We start from the raw sequence: 18743 nt of genomic DNA, 5'->3' as shown, positions 1-18743 counted from the left end.
CGCTGCGGCTCGTGACTGAGGTGCCTTGAGTGGCCAAAGTGATGGGAGCGCTCCCAAATCAATGACGAAGAGGTTTCCGAACTGTAAAGCGTTCGAAAAACAGAGCCACCGAAAACAGCGTTGCGACGTGCACATATCGCGAAGCGTACTTGTTGGATCACGATGTGCAGTCGGAAATGTCGATCTAGACCTTGACCTCGGTGGGGGCTATACCTAGCCTCCCTCGTGGGAGCGTTCCCACGGCTTGCACGGCCATCGCCGTTCCGGCTACACCGCATCGCACTGCAGCACATCCCGGTCTGGGGCGTCATCGCCGCGGACTTCGTACGTGCACCTGTACGTGTACAACCGCGTGTTCCGAGGAGTAAGACGCGTGACCAGGAGCTCCCTTTCACCGGCCAAGCAGGCTCTGCTGGAACGTCGCCTCCGAGCGCGCGCCACCAAGGTCAGCGTTCCCCGCCGTGACCCCGGCACCGCGCCGCCGCCGTCGGCCATGCAGGAGCGATTGTGGTTCCTTGAGCAGTACGCCCCCGGCACGGCCGCCTACACCGTGCCGTTCGCGGTCCGGCTGACCGGCGAACTCGACGAGAACGCGCTGGCCGGGGCACTGACGGAGCTCACACGGCGGCATGAGAGCCTGCGTACCAGCCTGGTCACCACACCGGACGGTCGCCCGGAGGTGGTGATCGCCGAGGAGCCGGTCGTGGAGTTCCGCGTCACCGGCGACCCCGGCGAGATCGATGGGGAGCTGGCCAGGCCGTTCGACCTGGCCCGCCCGCCGCTGCTGCGCGCCCTGCTGGTGCGGTCGGCCCCCGGCGAGCACGTGCTGCTGCTCACCATGCACCACTCGATCACCGACGGCTGGTCGTGCGACATCCTGTTCCAGGAACTGCTGGCGCTGCACGCGGGCCGGGAGCTGCCGCCGGTGCAGCTGCAGTTCGGCGACTACGCGCATTGGCAGCGCGGCCGGACCTTCGACGACGACGTGCGCTACTGGGTGTCCCGGCTGGACGGGGTGCCCGCCCTGGAGCTGCCGACCGACCTGCCCCGGCCCGCCGAGCAGCGCTGGACCGGCGCCGGCGTGGACGTCATCGTGGACCCCGCCCTCACCGCGTCGATCGCGGAGCTGAGCACGGCGTACCGGGCCACGCCGTACATGACGCTGCTCACCGCCTTCCAGGTGCTGCTCGGCCGGTTCGCCGGGCAGGACGACTTCGCGGTGGGGTCGCCGGTGTCCGGGCGGGAGCTGCCCGAGCTGGAGGGGGTCGTCGGTCCGTTCATCAACACCTTGGCCATGCGGGCCGACCTGCGCGGCGACCCGACCTTCCGCGAACTGCTCGGCCGGGTCCGCGACGCCGCCCTGGACGCCTTCGCGCATCAGGCGCTGCCGTTCGACAGGCTCGTCACCGAGCTGGCCGTAGAGCGGGACGTCAGCCGTACGCCGGTGTACCAGACCATGTTCGCGCTGCAGAACTATCGCGGCCGGACCCTGGACACCGCCGGGCTGGGCGCGGAGCCGTATCCGATCCCCACCGTGGCCAGCCGGTTCGACCTGGCGCTCTATCTCTTCGAGGGTGGCGGCGGGCTGCACGGCCAGCTCGCGTACAGCACCGCGCTGTTCCGGGAGGACACGGCGCGGCGGCTGGTGGGATGCCTGGAGACGCTCCTGCGGGCGGCGGTCGCCGACCCTGAGCTGCCGATCTCCCGGTTGCCGCTGCTCGGCCCGGACGAGCGGCGGCGCGTGCTGGCCCTCGGGGTCGCCGAGCCGGCGCCGCCCGCCGGGGTCCGGCTGCTGCACGAGGTCGTCGCCGGGCAGGATCCGGGAGCGGTCGCGGTGGTCGCGGGGGACGTCTCGCTCACGTACGGCGAGCTCGGCATCCGCGCCGATCAGCTGGCCCGGCGGCTGCGGGCCCTCGGCGCCGGGCCCGGGGAACGGGTGGCGGTGTGCCTGGAGCAGTCGGCCGGACTGGCCGTGGCGGTGCTCGGCGTGCTCAAGGCGGGGGCCGCGTATCTGCCGCTGGATCCGGAGCATCCGGGCGAGCGGCTGGCGTATGTGGTGCGGGACGCCGGCGTACGGATCGCGGTGACCGATTCGTCCTCCAGGGGGCGGTTGCCTGATGGGCTGGTCACGGTCGGCCTCGACGAGCCCGATGGGGAGCTCAACGGCCACCAGGTCCCGGTCACTCGTGACGTGACCCCCGACGACCTGGCCTATGTCATTTACACGTCCGGCACCACCGGGAGGCCCAAGGGCGTCGCGATCCAGCATCGGCAGGCGCTCGTCTATCTCGCGGGCCTGCGGGAGCGGCTGGAGATCGAACCCGGCGGTTCGTATGCGCTGCTGCAGTCGCTGGCCTTCGACTTCGGGGTGACGGTTTTCTACGCGTGCCTGATGACCGGCGGGACGCTGCACATCATCGCGCCGCGCACGGCGGGGCATGAGCTGGCCGAGTACGTCCGGGACGCGGGCATCGACTACCTCAAGATCACTCCGTCTCATCTGGCCGCGTTGCAGGCCGACGTGCTGCCGCGCGAGCTGCTGATCCTCGGCGGTGAGGCGGCGCCGCGCGACTGGGCCGAGGAACTGGCCGCGGCCGGGCGCTGCCGGGTCGTCAACCACTACGGGCCGACCGAGGCGACGGTGGGCGTCACCACATACGCGGTCGAGGGCGCAGGCGGCACGACCACCACGCTGCCCATCGGCAGGCCACTGCCGGGTGCTCGGGCGTACGTGCTGGACGAGCATCTGGAGCCGGTGCCGATCGGCGTCGCCGGGGAGCTGTACCTCGGCGGGGATCGGCTGGCCAGGGGGTATCTCGACCGTCCGGCCCTGACCGCGGAACGGTTCCTGCCCGATCCGTACGGTCCGGCCGGCGCGCGCATGTACCGTACCGGTGACCTGGCCCGTCACCTTCCCGACGGAAACCTGGAGTTCCTCGGCCGCCGCGACCTGCAGGTGAAGATCCGTGGCTACCGGGTGGAGCTGGCCGAGGTCGAGTCGGTGCTCGGCCGGCATCCCGGCGTGACGTCGGCGATCGCCGACATGCGCGGCGGTCTGCTCGTGGCCTACCTCGTCGGTGAGTCCTCCGTCGATGTGCCCGCCGAGGCCCGGCCGGAGGCCGCCGAGGTGCGGGCGTGGCTGGCCGAGCAGCTGCCCGACTACATGATCCCCGCCAGGTACGTGTGGCTGGAGGAACCGCCGCCGCTGAAGTCGCACGGCAAGGTGGACCGGGGCGCCCTGCCCGACCCGGCACCGGAGACGACCGGCCGCTTCGAGTCGCCGCGGAGCGTCGCCGAACAGACCGTCGCCGCCGTGTGGGCCGAGCTGCTCAGCGTCCCCGAGGTCGGCGCCACGGACGACTTCTTCGAGCTCGGCGGGCACTCCCTGCTGGCCATGCGGGTGGTGGCCCGGCTCAGGCAGGTGGCGCCGGAGCGCACCGTCACCGTGCTCGACCTGTTCAAGCACCGCACCGTGCGGGAGCTGGCCGCGCTGCTGGAGTCGGCCGACGAGGGCCCGCACCGCCTGCTGCACCGGCTCACGCCCGCCAGGACGACCGCTTCCACGCTGATCTGCGCACCGTACGGGGGCGGCAGCGCGGTGATCTACCAGCCGCTGGCGGACGCGCTGCCGGCCGACTGGGCGTTGTACTCGATCGCCGTGCCCGGGCACGAACTGGGCGAGGAGGCCCGGCCCCTGGACGAGGTCGCCGACGGGTGCGTACAGGAGATCCTCGACGACATCGAGGGCCCCGTCACCCTGTACGGCCATTGCGGCCTCGGCGTGATGCTGGCCGCGGAGATCGCCCGCAGGCTGGAGGAAGCCGGCCGCGAGGTCGAGGCGGTGTACCTCGGCGGCGTCTTCCCCTTCGCCCGCCCCCGCAGCCGCCTCGCGGGCCTGACCGACCTCATGGAGCGCATCCGCGGCGACCAGGCCTGGATCAACGATCTGCGGGCCGCCGGCCTGGACGTGGAGGAAGTCGGCCGCGACCAGCTCGACCTCATGGTCCGCAACCGGCGGCGCGGCACCCGGCAGGCGGAGCGTTACTTCACCCGCATGTTCGAGGAGTCCGCGGCCCCGCTGCGGGCGCCGGTGATCGCGCTGGCCGGCGAGCGCGACCCGGCGATGGAGTTCTACCAGGAGCGGTACCGCGAATGGCACGTGCTGTCGGAGCTGACGGCCCTGGTCGTGCTGGACGAGGCGGGGCACTTCTTCCTGAAATATCGGGCCGAGGAACTGGCGGCCATCGTGACCGGCACGCACCGCGCCATCGCCGAGGGGCGGGCCGAGCGGCTGGCCCGTACACCGCGATCGACGTGGTGGCTGGAGGGCGTGTCCTCGCGAGATTCCCCGGCCCCCGACACCTCCAGGGCTCGTCAGGTGCGGCCGGGCATGGGGCGGTTCGCGCTGGTCGCGGCCGGGCAACTGGTGTCGATCCTGGGATCGGCGCTCACCGAGTTCGCCGTGCCGCTGTGGATCTACACGACCACCGGCTCGCTGGCGAACTTCGCGCTGTTCGCGGTGCTCGGGCTGCTGCCGGGCATGCTGGTCGCGCCGCTGGCCGGGGCCATCGTGGACCGGTACGACCGGCGCGTGGTGATGCTCGCCGGGGACGTCACCGCGGGCGGCGTGCAGTTGATCCTGGGAGTGTTGCTGTGGACCGGCAACCTGGAGATCTGGCACGTCTACCCGCTGCTCGCGCTGCTGTCGGTCGCGCTGACCTTCCAGCGGTTCGCGTACGCCTCGGCGATCCCGCAACTCGTCCCCAAGCGGTTCCTCGGCCACGCCAACGGGGTGGTGCAGCTCGTCACCGGTACGGCCCAGGTGGCGGTGCCGCTGGTGGCGGTCGGGCTGATGGCGGTCATCGGGCTGCAGGGGATCCTGATCATCGACGTGCTGTCGTACGGGTTCGCGGTCGCGGTCCTGCTGGCGGTCCGGTTCCCCCGCAGCATGGCGTGGCGGCGGCGCGAGACGGTCATGGCGGAGATCGCCGGCGGCTGGCGGCTGACCTGGGGAAATCGGGGCTTCCGTGGGATGTTGGTGTTCTTCGCCGTGCTGAACGTGTTCCTGTCGCCGCTGTTCCTGATGATCTCGCCGCTGGTGTTGTCGTTCGCGACGCTGCAGGACGTCGCGCAGGTGTCGCTGGCGGGCGGCATCGGCGTGCTGGCCGGCGGGCTGCTGATGGCCGTGTGGGGCGGGCCGCGCCGGCGACGGCTGCGCGGGGTGCTGCTGTTCACGCTCGCGCTGGCGGTGTTCTGCGTGGTCGTCGGTGTGCGGGCGGATCTGGTGGCGATCACCGCGGGGGCGTTCGGGATGTCGCTGTGCCTGACGCTGCTCAACGGGGTGTACGCGACGATCATTCAGGTCAAGGTGCCGCAGCGGTTCCACGGGCGGGTCATCGCGCTCAACACACTCGTCGCCTGGTCCACGCTGCCGATCGGGTTCGGGCTGGTGGCGCCGTACGGGGCGGCGGTGTTCGAGCCGCTGATGGCGCCGGACGGGCCGCTGGCCGCGACGGCGGGGGCGTTGCTCGGGACGGGGGACGGTCGCGGGATCGGGTTGATGTACGTGGCCTTCGGGCTGGCCATCGCGCTGATCGCGGTGTGCGCGATGCGGGTACGGGTGCTGGCCCGCTTCGACGGCGAGGTGCCCGACGCGCTGCCCGATGATCTCGTCGGCATCCAGGAGCTGCGGCGGCGCGCCGAGGGGGAGTCATGATCATTCCGGAGTTGCTCGCCAGGCGGGCCGCGGAGGAGCCCGAGCGGGTCGCGCTGGAGGTCGCCGGGGGCGGCACGCTGACCTTCGCGGAATGGCACGCGCGGACGGACTCGCTGGCGCGCGGGCTGGTCCGGCGCGGGGTGCGGCGGGGCGATCGGGTGGGGCTGCTGTTCGGGGCCGAGAACTGGACCGACTTCGCCGTGGCCTACTGCGCCACGCAACTCGCCGGCGCAGTGGCGGTGCCGATCTCCGATCGGCTCGCTACTGCCGAGGTGGCGTACATGCTGGAGCACTGCTCGGCGATCGGCCTGCTGCACGCAGGCAAGGGGACGGACGCGCCCCCTGACGGCGGGTACTGGAGCGCCGTGCCGGCCGAGCTGGATCCCGGTTCACGGGAACCCGAACCGCCGGGGCCGGGGGATCTGGCGCAGATCCTCTACACCTCCGGCACCACAGGCCGCCCCAAGGCGGTGGCGGCCACCCACGCCAACCTCACCTACGGCAGCGCCACCCGGGCCAATCGCCGAAGGTTCGGGCATTCGCAGCTCCTGCTGCACGCGTTTCCGATCGGCACCAACGCCGGCCAGGCCATGTTGATCAACGCGCTGGACGCGCGGCCGGCGGTGCTGACCCTGGCGCGGTTCACCCCGGGAAGGTTCGCCAGGCTGATCGAGTCGCGGCGGGTGGGGACGGTGTTCCTGGTGCCCGCGATGGCCCTTGAGCTGCTCAACGCCGGGTTGCACGAACGGTACGACTTCTCCGGCGTGGTCCTGCTCGGGTCCGCGGCGTCGGCGCTGCCGGCGGCGTTGTGCGCGCGGCTGGCGGCGGCGTTCCCCAAGGCGACTGTGACGAACTACTACACCTCGACCGAGGCGGCGCCCGCCCAGACGGTCATGATCTACGACCCGTCGCGGCCCGCGGCCCTGGGCCGGCCGGCGCTCGGTAGCGGGCTGCGGATCACCGGCCCCGGCGGCGGGCCACTGGCGGCCGGAGAGACGGGGGAGATCTGGCTGCGGACCCCCGCCGCCACGCGCTCGTACTACCGGGACGAGCAGGCCAGCGGGCACACCTTCCGCGACGGGTGGGTGCGGATGGGCGATCTGGGCTACCTCGACGCGGACGGCTACCTCTATCTCGTCGACCGGGAGAGCGACGTCGTCAAGTCCGGGGCGTACAAGGTGTCGACCGTGCAGGTGGAGGCCGCGCTGCACGAACACCCGGACGTGGCCGAGGCGGCGGTCACCGGCGTGCCGCATCCCGTGATGGGCACCGTACTGGCCGCCGCCGTCGTGCCCCGTTCGCGGGCGCCGCGCGTGACGGAGCTGCGGGCCTTCCTCATGACACGGCTGGCCCCGCACGAACTGCCGGCACGAGTGATCTTCGTGGACCGCCTGCCCAGAAACCAGTCGGGCAAGGTCGTCAAGTCCGACCTGCGCGATCTTCTGAAGCAGGCGGACCTTGTTGTGGAAGCGGGCCCGGACAAGGCGGGTCCCACGGAAAAGACGGGCACTGTGGAGAAAGAAGGCGGGAGATGACTGGATCGTGGCCGGCCTCCCCTGCGCAGCAGGGGATGTGGCTCACCGAGCGGGCCGGGGTCGCCGGGCGGGCCTTTCACATGCCGCTGGCCGTGTGGCTGGACGGGCCGCTCGACGTGGTGGCCTTGGGGAAGGCATGTGAGGAGGTGGCGCGCAGGCATCCCGTGCTGGGCGGCGTGCTCGCCGAGGACGGTGGTGAGCTGCGGTTGGTCCCCCATGCGGTGCCGCCGATGCGCGAAGGCGGCGATCTTCAGGAGGAGCTGGCCAGGCCGGTCGATCCGGTCGATCCGGTCGTAGGGCCCACGGCGCGGTTCACGTTGATCCGGGAGGACGCCAAGCGGCATGTGCTGCTGTTCCAGGCCCATCACGCGGTGTTCGACGGGGAGTCCAAGGACATTCTGCTGCGGGATCTGGCCGCCTGGTACGGGGGCGCGGCGCCGCCGCCGCTGGGGCCGACGTACCCGGAGGTGTCGGTCCAGCAGCAGGTCAGGCTCGCGAACGCGCTGCCGTACGCGCGGCAGTACTGGGCGGGCCGGTGGGAGGGCCAGCGGGAGTTGCGCCTGCCCGGCCTGACCGGCGTGTCCGTGGCCGCGGCGCCCGGCTCCGCCCTCGACTTCGTCGTCGAGGACCTCGGCGGGATTGCCGGGCGGCTGGAGGTCACCCGTTTCGAGGCGGTGCTGGCCGCGTTCGTCGCGCTGCTGCACGCGTACGGCAACGCGCGGCCCGCGGTCGGCGTCGATCTGTCCACGCGGACCGAGTGGAGCCGGGACCACGTGGGCGCCTTCGTCAACGAGTTACCCGTGATCGGGGCGCCCGAGGGGGGCACGTTCGGCGAGTTTGCCCGGAGCCTGCGGGGCGATCTGCGGCGGTTGTACCGGCATCGCGAGGTTCCGCTGGCCAGGGCCGTGGACGGGATCGGCCCCCGCGCGGCGCTCACCCCCGTGTCGCTCAGCTACCGCCAGCGGCCGGAGACGAGCCCGCTGTTCGCCGGGCTGGGTGCGTCGGTGGAGTGGATGATGTTCAACGGCTGGGTGCGCAACACGCTCCACCTGCAGATCGTCGATGACGAGGCGGGTACGGCGGCGCGGCTGCAGTACAACCCCGCGCTCCTCGGCCGGACGGGGGCCGAGCGGATCCGGGAGGACCTCGCCGCGCTGCTGACGGCGGTAGCCGCGGATCCGGAGGCGCCGCTGGACCGGCTGCCGCTGCCCGGTCCCGTTCCTGCGGCGTCCGTGACAGCCGTCACCGCGGCCACCGCCGCTTCCGTCGCTGTCAAGGACGGTCCGGTGGACGCCGAGCTCGTACGGGAGATTCAGGCGATCTTCGCCAAGGAGCTCGAACTGGACGACGTGGAACCCGACGAGGACCTGTTCGATCTCGGCGGCCACTCCCTCACGATCACCCAGATCATGGCCAGGACCCAGGAGCGGTTCGGCGTGGAGCTCTCCTTCGAGCTGTTCATCGACGACGCCACCGCGATGGGCATCGCGGCGGAGGTCGCCCGACTGCGGGAGCAGGCATGCTGAGGGAGCGCGTGGCCGCGCTGGTGGCCCAGGCCAGCGACGGCGAGCTCACCACGGCGGAGGTGCTCGCGGCCGACTGCTCGCTGACGGCGCTCGGCCTCACCTCGCTGGGCTACATCCGGCTGATCGACACGATCGAGGAAGAGTTCGGCTTCGACATCGAGCTCGACGGCAGCCTCGACACGCTCGACGGGCTGGTCGACCACCTGTCCCGGATGGCGGGCCGCCCGTCATGACCGGCCCCGTGACGGTCGAGTTCACCGGCGCCAGGTCCGGCCAAGGACCGCTCACCTGGGGCCAGCGGGCGTTCTGGCGGCTCACCGAGTGGCTGCCCCCTGGCGACCCCTACTTCAACATGCCGTGGGCCCTGCCGGCCCACGGCAAGCCCGACCTGCCGACCGTACTCGCCGCCCTCGCGCGGCTGCTCGGACGGCACGAGAGCCTGCGTACGAACTGGATCGCCGGGTCGGATGTCATCGGCCACCAGGGCGCGGAGCAGTGCGGCATGGTACAGCGGGTCGCCGAACATGGGTGGCTGACGGTCGGGTTGGTCGATGCCGCCGGGGCCCGGCCCAGGGCGCTGGCCGGGGAGATCGCCGCCGAGCTCGCGGGCAAGGGCTTCGACTACGCGAACGAGCTCCCGGTACGTTGCGTCGTCGTCATGGACGGAGGCAGGCCGCGCGCGGTGGCGTTCGCGTTCACGCACATGGCGGTTGACGGGCGGGCGCTCGACGTCATCGCTGGTGAGTGGCCGCGGCTGCTGTCCGGGGAGCCGCTGCCGCAGGCCGTGCCGCAGCCGCTCGACCTGGCCGCCGAGGAAGAATCGGCCGAGGGCGCGGCACGAGGCGAGCGGGCGCTCAGATACTGGCGGGCGGCGCTGGATCGGATGCCGCGCCCGCTGTTCGCCGCGCCGCGGGGCGCGCCCGAGGAGCCCAGGTTCGTCAAGCTGGGCATGGAGTCGGCGGCGCTCGGCGCAGCGGTCACCAGGCTGGCAGGGCGCTGGGGGGTGAGCACCGGCAGCGTGCTGCTCGGGGCGTACGCGGTGCTGCTGTCCCGGCTGACCGGCCGCGGCACGGTCGCGATGCAGCTCATCGTGGGCAATCGGCACGATCCCCGGCTGGCGCCCATGGTGGCCACCCTCGTCCAGGATGGGATCTTCGTCCTGGACGTGGCACATGGTTCGTCGCTCGCCGAGGTGGTGGGGGCCGCGCACCGGGGGGTGCTGGCGTCGTACCGGCATGCTCGCTACGATCCGGCCGCCCAGCGGGCGCTGATCGAGGAGACCGGGCCACCGCCCACCGCCTACTTCAACGACGTCCGGGTCGCCGGGGGCTGGCCCAACCTGCCACCGGACCCGCCCGTGAGCCCCGGCCGGACCTTCCCCGTGGGGGCCTGGCCGGAGGTGGACGCCGACGTGTTCCTCTCCGTCGGACCCGCCACCCACACCTGCCGGCTGGACCTGCTCGCCGACACCGCCCTCCTGCCCCGGGAGGCGATCGAGGCGATGCTGCGCGAGGTCGAGACGCTACTGGTCAGCGAGGAGAACACGTGAGTGCCGAGATGCGGGTGGTCGTCAACCACGAGGAGCAGTACTCCATCTGGGCCGCCGATCGCGAACCGCCGCCAGGCTGGTCCGACGCCGGGTTCGCGGGCACCCGGGAGGAGTGCCTCGCCCACATCGAGACTGTCTGGACGGACATGCGGCCGCTCAGCCTGCGAGACTGAAAGGCGATATCGACGTTGAACGACGACACGACGCCGCCCTCGCGAAGGGCTGCGAACGGCGAAGTGGGCAGGATATGGCGGTGGCTGGACAAGGCGCCCGACGCGGTGGCCGTGACCGGCTCCGACGGCCAGGTGACCTACCGGGAGCTGTACCGCCGCGTCGAGGACCTCGCCGCCGTGCTTCGCGGACATGGCGTCGGCCCCGAGGTGCCCGTGGGGCTGTGCGTGGAGCGGACCACCGGGATGCTCGTGGCGATGCTCGCCGTGTGGACGGCCGGCGGGGCCTATGTACCGCTGGATCCGGCGTTTCCGGCCGAACGGCTGCGGATGATGCGCCAGGACGCGGGCATCGGCCTGGTGCTGACCCAGGCGGGCGTCGACCCCGCACTGCTGGACGGCGTTCCCACCGTTCTCACGCTCTCACCCGAGGGCCGCCCGCTGAACGGTGCTCCGATCTCGTCCGCGCTGGCCCCGGCCGTGCCCCTGGCATCCCGGCTTGCCGCTGACGCGGCCCCGACGGCGGTCGTCGCCGACGTGGATCGGCTGGCATACCTGATGTTCACCTCGGGGTCCACCGGTCGTCCGAAGGGGGTGGCGGTGCCGCATCAGGCCGTGGCGAACCTGCTGGACGCGTTCGCCGAACTGCTGCCGATCGGGCCGGAGGATCGGTGGCTGGCCGTCACCACGCTGTCGTTCGACATCTCGGTTCTGGAGTTGCTGCTGCCCCTGTACACGGGAGGCCGGGTGGTGATCGCGGCCGCCGCGGAGGTCTCCGACGGGTGGGCGCTGCGCGAACGGGCCGCCGCCGAGGGGGTCACGATCATGCAGGCGACACCGGCGGGCTGGCGGATCCTGCTGGAGTCCGGCGGAATCCCCGCGACGATCAGGACCCGGTTGTGCGGTGGTGAGGCGCTGCCCCGCGATCTCGCGGACGCGCTGCTGGCGGACGGCGCCGAACTGTGGAACGTGTACGGCCCCACGGAGACCACGGTGTGGTCCACGGCCGGCAGGGTGCGGCCGGGACCCGAGGCCGTGGATCTCGGGTCGCCCATCCGGCAGACCTCGGTTCACCTGCTGAACGAGAACGGGACACCGGTCGCCGACGGAGAGACCGGCGAGTTGCACATCGGCGGCGCAGGGGTCGCCCGGGGGTACTACGGGCTGCCTGGTCAGACGGCGGCGCGTTTCCTGCCCGACCCGTACGCCGACATCCCCGGCGCCCGCATGTACGCCACGGGCGACCTGGCCAGAATCACGCCCGCCGGCCGGCTGGAGTACCTCGGCCGCGCCGACCAGCAGGTCAAGGTCCACGGATTCCGCATCGAACTGGGCGAGATCGAGGCCACCCTGCGCGCGACCGCCGAGGTCAAGGACGCCGCGGTCGCCGTCCGCGACGGGCGTCTGGTGGCCTACCTGGTCCCGCGGGCGCACGCCGTGGACTGGGCCGCGCTGCGCGAACGACTGCGCGCATCGCTCCCCGACTACATGATCCCGGTCCGGCACACGACGCTGACGTCCCTGCCGCTCACCCCCAACGGCAAGCTCGACCGCGCCGCCCTGCCCACCCCGTCGTGGACGCGCCCCGGCACCGCCGCCTTCCGCGCCCCGGCCACCGCGGTCGAGTCCGATCTCGCCGAGCTCTGGGCAGGGGTGCTCGGCGCCACCGAGCCCATCGGCGCCGACGACGACTTCTTCGAGCTCGGCGGCCACTCACTCGCCGCGACGCAGATCATCGCCAGGGTCCAGGCCAGGTACGGCCTGGAGGTGCCGATCGTCGTCCTGTTCGAGCATCCGACGATCGCCGGATTCGCCGCCCGGCTCGACGACATGGACGACGCCGATCTCAGCCTGGCCGACGTCGCCTCGCTGCGCGACCAGCTGGACGGCCTCAGCGCCGAGGAGCTCCAGGGGCTGTTCGACGACCTGGCGGCCGGGTCATGAGGGCACCGCTGTCGCCCGCGCAGGAACGCCTCTGGATGCTCCAGCGGCTGGTGCCCGGCGACGCCTCGTACACGATGTACCTGGTACGACGCCTGCGCGGCCCGCTCGACCGCGACGCGTTCACCGGCGCGCTCGGGGCGCTCGTGGCCAGGCACGAGAGCCTGCGGACCGCCTTCGCCGAGGAGGACGGCACGCCCTGGGCGGTGGCCGGGCCGGTCGGCTGGGCGCCGCCGATCGAGTGGCTGGCAGCGGCCGAGGAGCAGGTGGGCGCGCTGGTCACCGAACGCACCAACGCCGCCTTCGACCTGGCCACGGGCGTTCCGCTGCGGGTCGCCGTCATCGAGATCGCCCCGGACGATCACGTGCTGTGCCTGACGCTGCACCACATCCTGGCCGACGGGCACTCCCTGGAGATCATGCTCGACGACCTGGGCGAGTACTACGCCGCCGCCGTGAAACGCCGCCCCGCCCGCCTGCCCGACCTGCGCATCCTGCCCAGCGACTACGCCCGCTGGCAGCGGCGCAGGGCGGACAAGGCCATGCCGTACTGGACAGAGGCGCTGGCCGCGCCGCCGGTCACCGAGCTGCCCTTCGCCCGTCCAGGGGCGCGCGCGGCCGTCCGGGAGGGCGGATACCACTGGGTACGGCTGGGCGCGCGGCACCTCGCCGAGGTGGAGCGGCTGGCCCTGGCCCATCGGGCGACCCCGTTCATGGTGCTCATGGCGGCGTACCAGGCGCTGCTGTTCCGGCACAGCGGGCAGCACGACATGCTGGTCGGCACCGTGGTCGCCGGGCGGGAACGGGTCGAGCTGGAGCGGATGGTCGGGTACCTCACCCAGACCCTGCCGCTGCGCGGCGACCTGACGGGCGATCCGACGTTCGCCGAGCTGCTCGGGCGGGTCAAAGGGGTGGTGCTGGACGCGATGGGCCGGCCCGCGCCGCTGCTGGAGCGGTTGGCGCGCGGCGTCGAGACGCTGCTGCCGACCGTGTTCATCATGCAGGACTACGCCGCCGGGCAGGACCGCGTGTACGGCGGAGTCCGCGTGTCGAACTTCGGGGAACACCGCGACCAGATCGTGGTGGATCTGCTCGTGGAGGTCTGGCCGGCGGGGGACGAGCTGGCGATCTGCTTCGAGTACGACGGCGCGGTGTTCGACGCCGGCGAGGTCACGACGATCGCCGAGCGCTACTTGACGCTGCTGGCCGGGGCCGTGACGAGGCCGGACACGCCGATCTCGCGGCTGCCCGCGTGGACCGGACGGGACGAGAAGACGATGGCCGAGCTGGCCGCCCGGCCCGCCGAGCCGGTTGCGGACGGGGTGCTGGAGCTGGTGGCGGGCGTGGTGCGCCGGACGCCGGACGCCATCGCCGTGCGCTGCGGCGATCAGGTGGTCTCGTACGCGGCTCTCTGGGACCGGGCCGGCACGCTCGCCGGCACCCTGCGGGAGAGCGGCGTCCGGGAGGGCGACGTGGTGGCCGTACGGCTGGCCCCCTCCGCCGAGGTGGTCGCCGCACTGCTGGGCGTGTGGCGGGCGGGCGCCGCGTACCTGCCCCTGGATCCCGCCGACCCGCCGGCCCGGCACGCCGACTCCATGGCCGCCGCGGGTGCCGCCTGGCTGATCGGCGAGGACGGGGTGCGTGCTGTGGGCGAGGGGAGCCCGGCCAAGGGGATCGCCTATGTGATGACCACCTCGGGGTCTGCCGGGCTGCCCAAGGCGGTTCTCGTCGAGCATGGTTCGGTGGCGGCCAGGGTCGGGTGGATGCGGCGGGAGTACGGCCTGGGGCCGGGGGATCATGTGGTCCAGTTCGCGTCGCTGAGCTTCGACACCCACGTCGAGGAGATCTTCCCGGCGCTCGCGTCCGGGGCGGCGGTGGTGCCGCTGCCGGACGGCCCCGCGAGCCTGCCCGATCTGCTGGCAGGGCCGGACGGGCGGCGGATCACCGTGCTGGATCTGCCGACCGCGTACTGGCATCGGCTCGTCGAGTCGCCGGCGGAGGTGGCGTGGCCGCCCGCGCTGCGGCTGGTGATCCTCGGCGGTGAGCAGGCCGACGGAGCGGCCGTGGCGCGCTGGCATCGCGAGGGGCCCGGGGTCCGGCTGGTCAACACCTATGGGCCGACCGAGGCCACGGTCATCGCCACCTGGGCCGAGCTGGACGGGACCGACTCCGGCGGGCGCCCGCCGATCGGCCGGCCGCTGTCCGCCACGTCGGTGCGGGTGCTGGACGCCCGGGGCGAGCCGGTGCCGCCGGGCGCTGCGGGCGAGTTGGCGATCGGCGGGGCCGGGGTCGCCCGTGGGTATGCCGGGCTGCCCGGCCGCACCGCCGCCGCCTTCGAGCCCGACCCGTACGGCGATTCCGGCGCCCGGCGCCTGCGTACCGGTGACCGGGCGCGGTGGCGCTCGGACGGGCAGCTGGAGTTCCTGGGCCGCCTGGATGACCAGGTCAAGGTACGCGGCGTGCGCATCGAGCCCGGCGACGTGGAGGCCGCCCTGCGCGAGCACCCCGGCGCCGGGCAGGTGGCCGTGGCCGCCCGCGGTGAGGACCTGGTCGCGTACTTCACCGGCCCCGCCGACCCGGCCGAGCTGCGCGCGCACGCCGCGGGCAGGCTGCCGAGGGGCTTCGTGCCGACCCGGTGGTCACGGCTGGCGGAGCTGCCGCTCACCTCCCGAGGCAAGGTCGACAGGGCCGCGCTGCCCGAGCCGGACCGGGTCACCGGGGCGGACTACACGGCGCCGCGCACCGACAGCGAGGCGCTGGTCGCCGAGATCTGGGCCGAGGTGCTCGGCCTCGAACGGGTCGGCGTGCTGGACGATCTGCTGGAGCTGGGCGGGCATTCGCTGATGACCACCCGGGTCGCGGCGCGGCTGCGGGCGATGCTGGAGGTGGAGGTGCCGATCCGGACCGTGTTCGGCTGCGGCACCGTGGCCGAGCTCGCCGAGGCCGTCGAGCACCTGCTGATCGAGGAGATCGACGCGATGAGTGAGGAGGAGGCGCGGCACGCCCTGACCGGGTGACGCGCCCCTCCTCAGGCGGCGATGATCTTGCGTATGGCGTTCAGGAACATCGCCGCCTCGCGGCCGTTGACGACGCGGTGGTCGAACGCGAGTCCGAGCGTGACCGTGGTGCGTTTCACGATGTTTCCAGCCGAGTCGAGGGCGAACTCGTGCTGCGGCGCGCACAGCGACAGCGCGCAGGTCTGCCCCGGGAACACGATCGGCACGGCGAGGAGCACGGCGGTGTCGGTGTGCAAGGTGACGACGATGTTCCCGCCCGCCAGGTCCTCCTCACGGAAAGCTCCACGCAACGCCTTCGTCCGGTACGCCGTGAGCTGCTGCGCGATCTCCTTGAGTGACAGGCGGTCGGCACCGCGCAGCACCGGGACGTACAGGCCGTGGCCGACGTCCACGGTGACACCGACGTTCGGTGCCGGCGAGGGGCGTACGGCCAGTTCGCCGCCCGGCCCGTCCGCCACCACCGGCTCGGCGAAGCACATCGGGAACCGCCCGTGCAGCGACGCGACCGCGGAAACCAGCAGCTCAGCCAGCCCGATCAGAGCCCTGGCCTCTTTGCTGAGGACCCGGGCCCGGGCGATCGCGGGGCCGGCGTCCAGTTTCACGGCGGTGAAGGCGGCCGGGATCGTGTGATGGGAACGGGTGACCGCAGCGGCCACGGCCCGCTGAACGGCCGGTAGCGGGCGCGTCTGCGACGATGACGACGCGCTGTCGCCGCCGGTTTCCAGCAGGGACTCCACGTCGGCGCGCCTGATCACCTTCTTCCCCAGCGCGTGGATCCGCGCCGGATCCACGCCGTGCTCGTCGATCAGCGCCTGGGCGGGCGCGGTGATGATGGGCCCGTCGGTGGACGCCGCACGCACATCGACGGCCGTCGGTGGAGGCGCCGAGTCGTCGGAAATGTACGCGATCACGTCGCCGGGCACGCAGGTCGCGCCGGTCTCCACCGCCCGCCGCAGTACGCCATCGACCTCGGCCACCAGTTCCTCGGCTGCCTTGGAGGTCTCCAGGACCACCACCGGATCGCCCTTGAGCACCCCGGCGCCGTCCTCGGCCAGCCACTCGACCAGCAGGTACTCGGTGTCGTTGTTGTTGAGTTTGGGCACGCGCAACTCGGTCAAGGCAGGAGCTCCCGTACGGCGCGGACGATCGCGGTGTCCTGCACCAGCACGTCACGCTCAAGATGAACGGCCGCCGGGATCACACTGGCCGCCGAGTGGACGAGGGACACGGGACGCCGCAGGCGCCCCCAGAGCCGGCTGTGCACCTGCTGCGCCACCTCGGCCCCCCAGGTGCCGCCGGCGGTGCTCTCCTCGGCGACGACCACGGCGCCGGCCCGCTCCAGCAGCGGCGACAGCGGGGCCACGTCGAAGGGGTACAGGCGCCGCGGCACGAGCAGCAGACAGGTGATCTCCCACTCCAGCAGCAGCGTGCGCATCGCGGCCAGGGCCCGGTGCGCCATCCCGCCCGGCGCGATGATCACACAGTCCGCCTGCCCGGGATCGTCCAGGTACACCCTGGTCACCTGGCCGGCCTGCGGCAGCACGTCGTATTGGAACAGCTCGTCCGCGACCCCGCCGCCGAAGATCTGCCGGGTGTAGAGGATCTTGTCCTCGAACAGCAGGCACGGCTCGCCGCGGGCGAGCATCTCGCCGAACAGCTCGCGATGGTCGTCGAAGGGGGACACCTCGTACACCGCGAGACCGGGTACGCCGATGAAGTGCTTCTGCAGGCTCTGGCTGTGCGTGGGGCCGTAGCCGCGACCGCCCCCGGACGGGCATCGCACGATCAGTGGTAGCCGCAGCGGCCTGCCGTACATGGAGACCGATTTACTGGCAAAATTCACGATCTGATCGAAGGCCAGGGTCACGAAATCGGAGAACATGATCTCGACGATGGCCTTGCCACCCGCGAGGGCCAGGCCGCCCGCCACGCCGACGATCCCGTTCTCGCTGATCGGGGTGGCCAGCACCTGGCCGGGGAAACGGCTGGACAGCCCTTTCGTGATCTTGAATGCCCCGCCGTACGGATCGAGCACGTCCTCGCCGAGCACCCGCACGGACGAATCGTCGGCGAGCACCTCGTGCAGCGCCCGGTTGAGGCTCTCCGCCACCCGCATCGCCCTCAGCCCTCCCGCTCCGACAGCGGCCGCCCGAGCACCTCGCCGGCCACCACCTCGACGAACGCGCACGCCTCCGCGTCCATGCGGGCGAAGCGGGGGGACACAGCAGCACCCTCGCGCGGGTACCAGTCGTGGTCGCGGGCGCGCCGGATCTCCTCTGCAGAGCGGGTGTCGTCGCCCTTGCTGTGCGGCCCGAGCCGATGCGTGGCGAACTCCACCACCAGCGGCCCCGCGCCCTCTCTGGTCCGCTCGAACAGCGGCCGCAGCCCGTCCCGGATCTCGCCTATGTCCCGCGAGCCGACGTGCAGGAACCGGCACCCGAACGCCCGCGCCCGATCCCCGATCGTGCCCGCCATCTGCGCCGACGTCGGCGTGGTCTGCGCGATCCCGTTGTTCTCGGTCACCACGACCAGCGGCAGCCGCCAGAGCGCGGCCATGTTGATCGCCTCGTACACGGCGCCCTGTCCCCATGTTCCGTCGCCGACGTACGCCAGCGCCAGCGCGCCCGGCTCGGCGTCCCGCAGCTGCAGAGCCACTCCCACGGCGACCGGCAGGCTCTCGCCCTGGATCCCGGTGGACAGGTAGCGGCCGGAGAGAATGTGCTGACTGCCGCCCACGCCCCCGCAGACCGCGCCCTCCCGCCCCAGGATCTCCGCCAGCAACCCGTATGGATCCCGGAATCGGGCCAGGTAGTGGCCGTGCCCGCGATGATTGCTGAAGACGAAGTCCCGCTCGCCCAGCAGCGGCGCCAGCGCGACCGGCACGTACTCCTGCCCCAGGCAGGTGTGGGTGGTGCCCTGTACCAGCCCTTGGCCGAACAGGTCGAGCAGCTTGCGTTCGAAGTGCCTGATCAGCAGGAGAAGCCCGAGGTCGTCATCGGACAGGCCTTCCGTGATCTCTTCCAGCAATTCTTCTTGCACGATCGGCACTCCTTGATGAGTGTCGAGAGGGATTGGGAGCGCTCCCACGAATTCTATTCGATCACTGGGATGTTCGTCAGCATCAGACGAAGAAGTTTCCAGGCTGTCAAACGCCGAGAATGGACGTTTCGGAATGGCCTCCGCCACGTGCACGGATCGCCTACCCGCCCTGTCAGGTCACATTGGGCTGCGGCGAACGGCAAGAGGAAGATCTTGACCTGCTCAGAGGCGAAACCTACGCTCTTGGGAG

The 18743-nt window shown here is 72.0% G+C and carries 11 protein-coding genes; 8 read left to right on the top strand and 3 right to left on the bottom strand.

Going from position 1 to position 18743, the window contains the following annotated elements:
* Window positions 1–373 precede the first annotated feature (373 nt).
* The 8 genes from ACTWPT_RS45310 to ACTWPT_RS45275 all read left to right on the top strand — a co-directional run bounded on the left by ACTWPT_RS45310 (window position 374) and on the right by ACTWPT_RS45275 (window position 15454).
* Window positions 374–5716, top strand: coding sequence for a non-ribosomal peptide synthetase/MFS transporter (locus tag ACTWPT_RS45310; RefSeq protein ID WP_443183737.1), 5343 nt, complete (start codon window positions 374–376; stop codon window positions 5714–5716).
* On the top strand, window positions 5713–7251 hold the full coding sequence (locus tag ACTWPT_RS45305; protein ID WP_443183736.1) for an AMP-binding protein: 1539 nt from the start codon (window positions 5713–5715) through the stop codon (window positions 7249–7251). Before ACTWPT_RS45310 ends, ACTWPT_RS45305 begins: the two co-directional genes overlap by 4 nt.
* Window positions 7248–8777, top strand: a complete 1530-nt coding sequence (locus tag ACTWPT_RS45300) for a condensation domain-containing protein (protein ID WP_443183735.1) — start codon at window positions 7248–7250, stop codon at window positions 8775–8777. The genes ACTWPT_RS45305 and ACTWPT_RS45300 overlap by 4 nt, the downstream gene beginning before the upstream one ends.
* Window positions 8771–9010 (top strand): phosphopantetheine-binding protein, encoded by a 240-nt coding sequence (locus ACTWPT_RS45295; protein WP_443183734.1) that lies wholly within the window; start codon window positions 8771–8773, stop codon window positions 9008–9010. Before ACTWPT_RS45300 ends, ACTWPT_RS45295 begins: the two co-directional genes overlap by 7 nt.
* A complete protein-coding gene (locus ACTWPT_RS45290; protein WP_443183733.1) occupies window positions 9007–10326 on the top strand; it encodes a condensation domain-containing protein in 1320 nt (439 codons plus the stop codon). Before ACTWPT_RS45295 ends, ACTWPT_RS45290 begins: the two co-directional genes overlap by 4 nt.
* Window positions 10327–10334: 8 nt before the next feature.
* Window positions 10335–10499 (top strand): MbtH family protein, encoded by a 165-nt coding sequence (locus ACTWPT_RS45285; RefSeq protein WP_443183773.1) that lies wholly within the window; start codon window positions 10335–10337, stop codon window positions 10497–10499.
* Between the two features lie 63 nt (window positions 10500–10562).
* Window positions 10563–12440: a non-ribosomal peptide synthetase gene (locus tag ACTWPT_RS45280; RefSeq protein WP_443183732.1), complete on the top strand. Its 1878-nt coding sequence runs from the start codon at window positions 10563–10565 to the stop codon at window positions 12438–12440.
* On the top strand, window positions 12437–15454 hold the full coding sequence (locus ACTWPT_RS45275) for a non-ribosomal peptide synthetase (RefSeq protein WP_443183731.1): 3018 nt from the start codon (window positions 12437–12439) through the stop codon (window positions 15452–15454). Before ACTWPT_RS45280 ends, ACTWPT_RS45275 begins: the two co-directional genes overlap by 4 nt.
* A gap of 11 nt (window positions 15455–15465) precedes the next feature.
* Here the strand turns inward: ACTWPT_RS45275 and ACTWPT_RS45270 are convergent, their stop codons facing one another.
* From ACTWPT_RS45270 to ACTWPT_RS45260, 3 genes are read right to left on the bottom strand one after another with little or no spacing between them, the layout of a single operon-like run.
* Window positions 15466–16572, bottom strand: coding sequence for a 2-oxo acid dehydrogenase subunit E2 (locus ACTWPT_RS45270; protein ID WP_443183730.1), 1107 nt, complete (start codon window positions 16570–16572; stop codon window positions 15466–15468).
* Window positions 16569–17570 (bottom strand): alpha-ketoacid dehydrogenase subunit beta, encoded by a 1002-nt coding sequence (locus ACTWPT_RS45265; protein WP_443183729.1) that lies wholly within the window; start codon window positions 17568–17570, stop codon window positions 16569–16571. Before ACTWPT_RS45265 ends, ACTWPT_RS45270 begins: the two co-directional genes overlap by 4 nt.
* Before the next feature lie 5 nt (window positions 17571–17575).
* The gene (locus ACTWPT_RS45260) at window positions 17576–18493 is read right to left on the bottom strand and encodes a thiamine pyrophosphate-dependent dehydrogenase E1 component subunit alpha (protein ID WP_443183728.1); all 918 of its coding nucleotides are present in this window, start codon (window positions 18491–18493) and stop codon (window positions 17576–17578) included.
* Between the last annotated feature and the right edge of the window lie 250 nt (window positions 18494–18743).

This window comes from Nonomuraea sp. 3N208 (genome assembly GCF_052245935.1).
GTDB lineage: Bacteria > Actinomycetota > Actinomycetes > Streptosporangiales > Streptosporangiaceae > Nonomuraea.
The sequence above is the reverse complement of the archived record's forward strand: the minus strand, read 5'-3'. Positions and strand labels throughout refer to the sequence as shown.

Excerpts from the sequence above, each read along its gene's own strand:
- ACTWPT_RS45305 (WP_443183736.1), top strand. The coding sequence starts at position 5,713 with ATGATCATTCCGGAGTTGCTCGCCAGGCGGGCCGCGGAGGAGCCCGAG.
- ACTWPT_RS45300 (WP_443183735.1), top strand. The coding sequence starts at position 7,248 with ATGACTGGATCGTGGCCGGCCTCCCCTGCGCAGCAGGGGATGTGGCTC.
- ACTWPT_RS45295 (WP_443183734.1), top strand. The coding sequence starts at position 8,771 with ATGCTGAGGGAGCGCGTGGCCGCGCTGGTGGCCCAGGCCAGCGACGGC.
- ACTWPT_RS45290 (WP_443183733.1), top strand. The coding sequence starts at position 9,007 with ATGACCGGCCCCGTGACGGTCGAGTTCACCGGCGCCAGGTCCGGCCAA.
- ACTWPT_RS45285 (WP_443183773.1), top strand. The coding sequence starts at position 10,335 with ATGCGGGTGGTCGTCAACCACGAGGAGCAGTACTCCATCTGGGCCGCC.
- ACTWPT_RS45275 (WP_443183731.1), top strand. The coding sequence starts at position 12,437 with ATGAGGGCACCGCTGTCGCCCGCGCAGGAACGCCTCTGGATGCTCCAG.
- ACTWPT_RS45265 (WP_443183729.1), bottom strand. The coding sequence starts at position 17,570 with ATGCGGGTGGCGGAGAGCCTCAACCGGGCGCTGCACGAGGTGCTCGCC.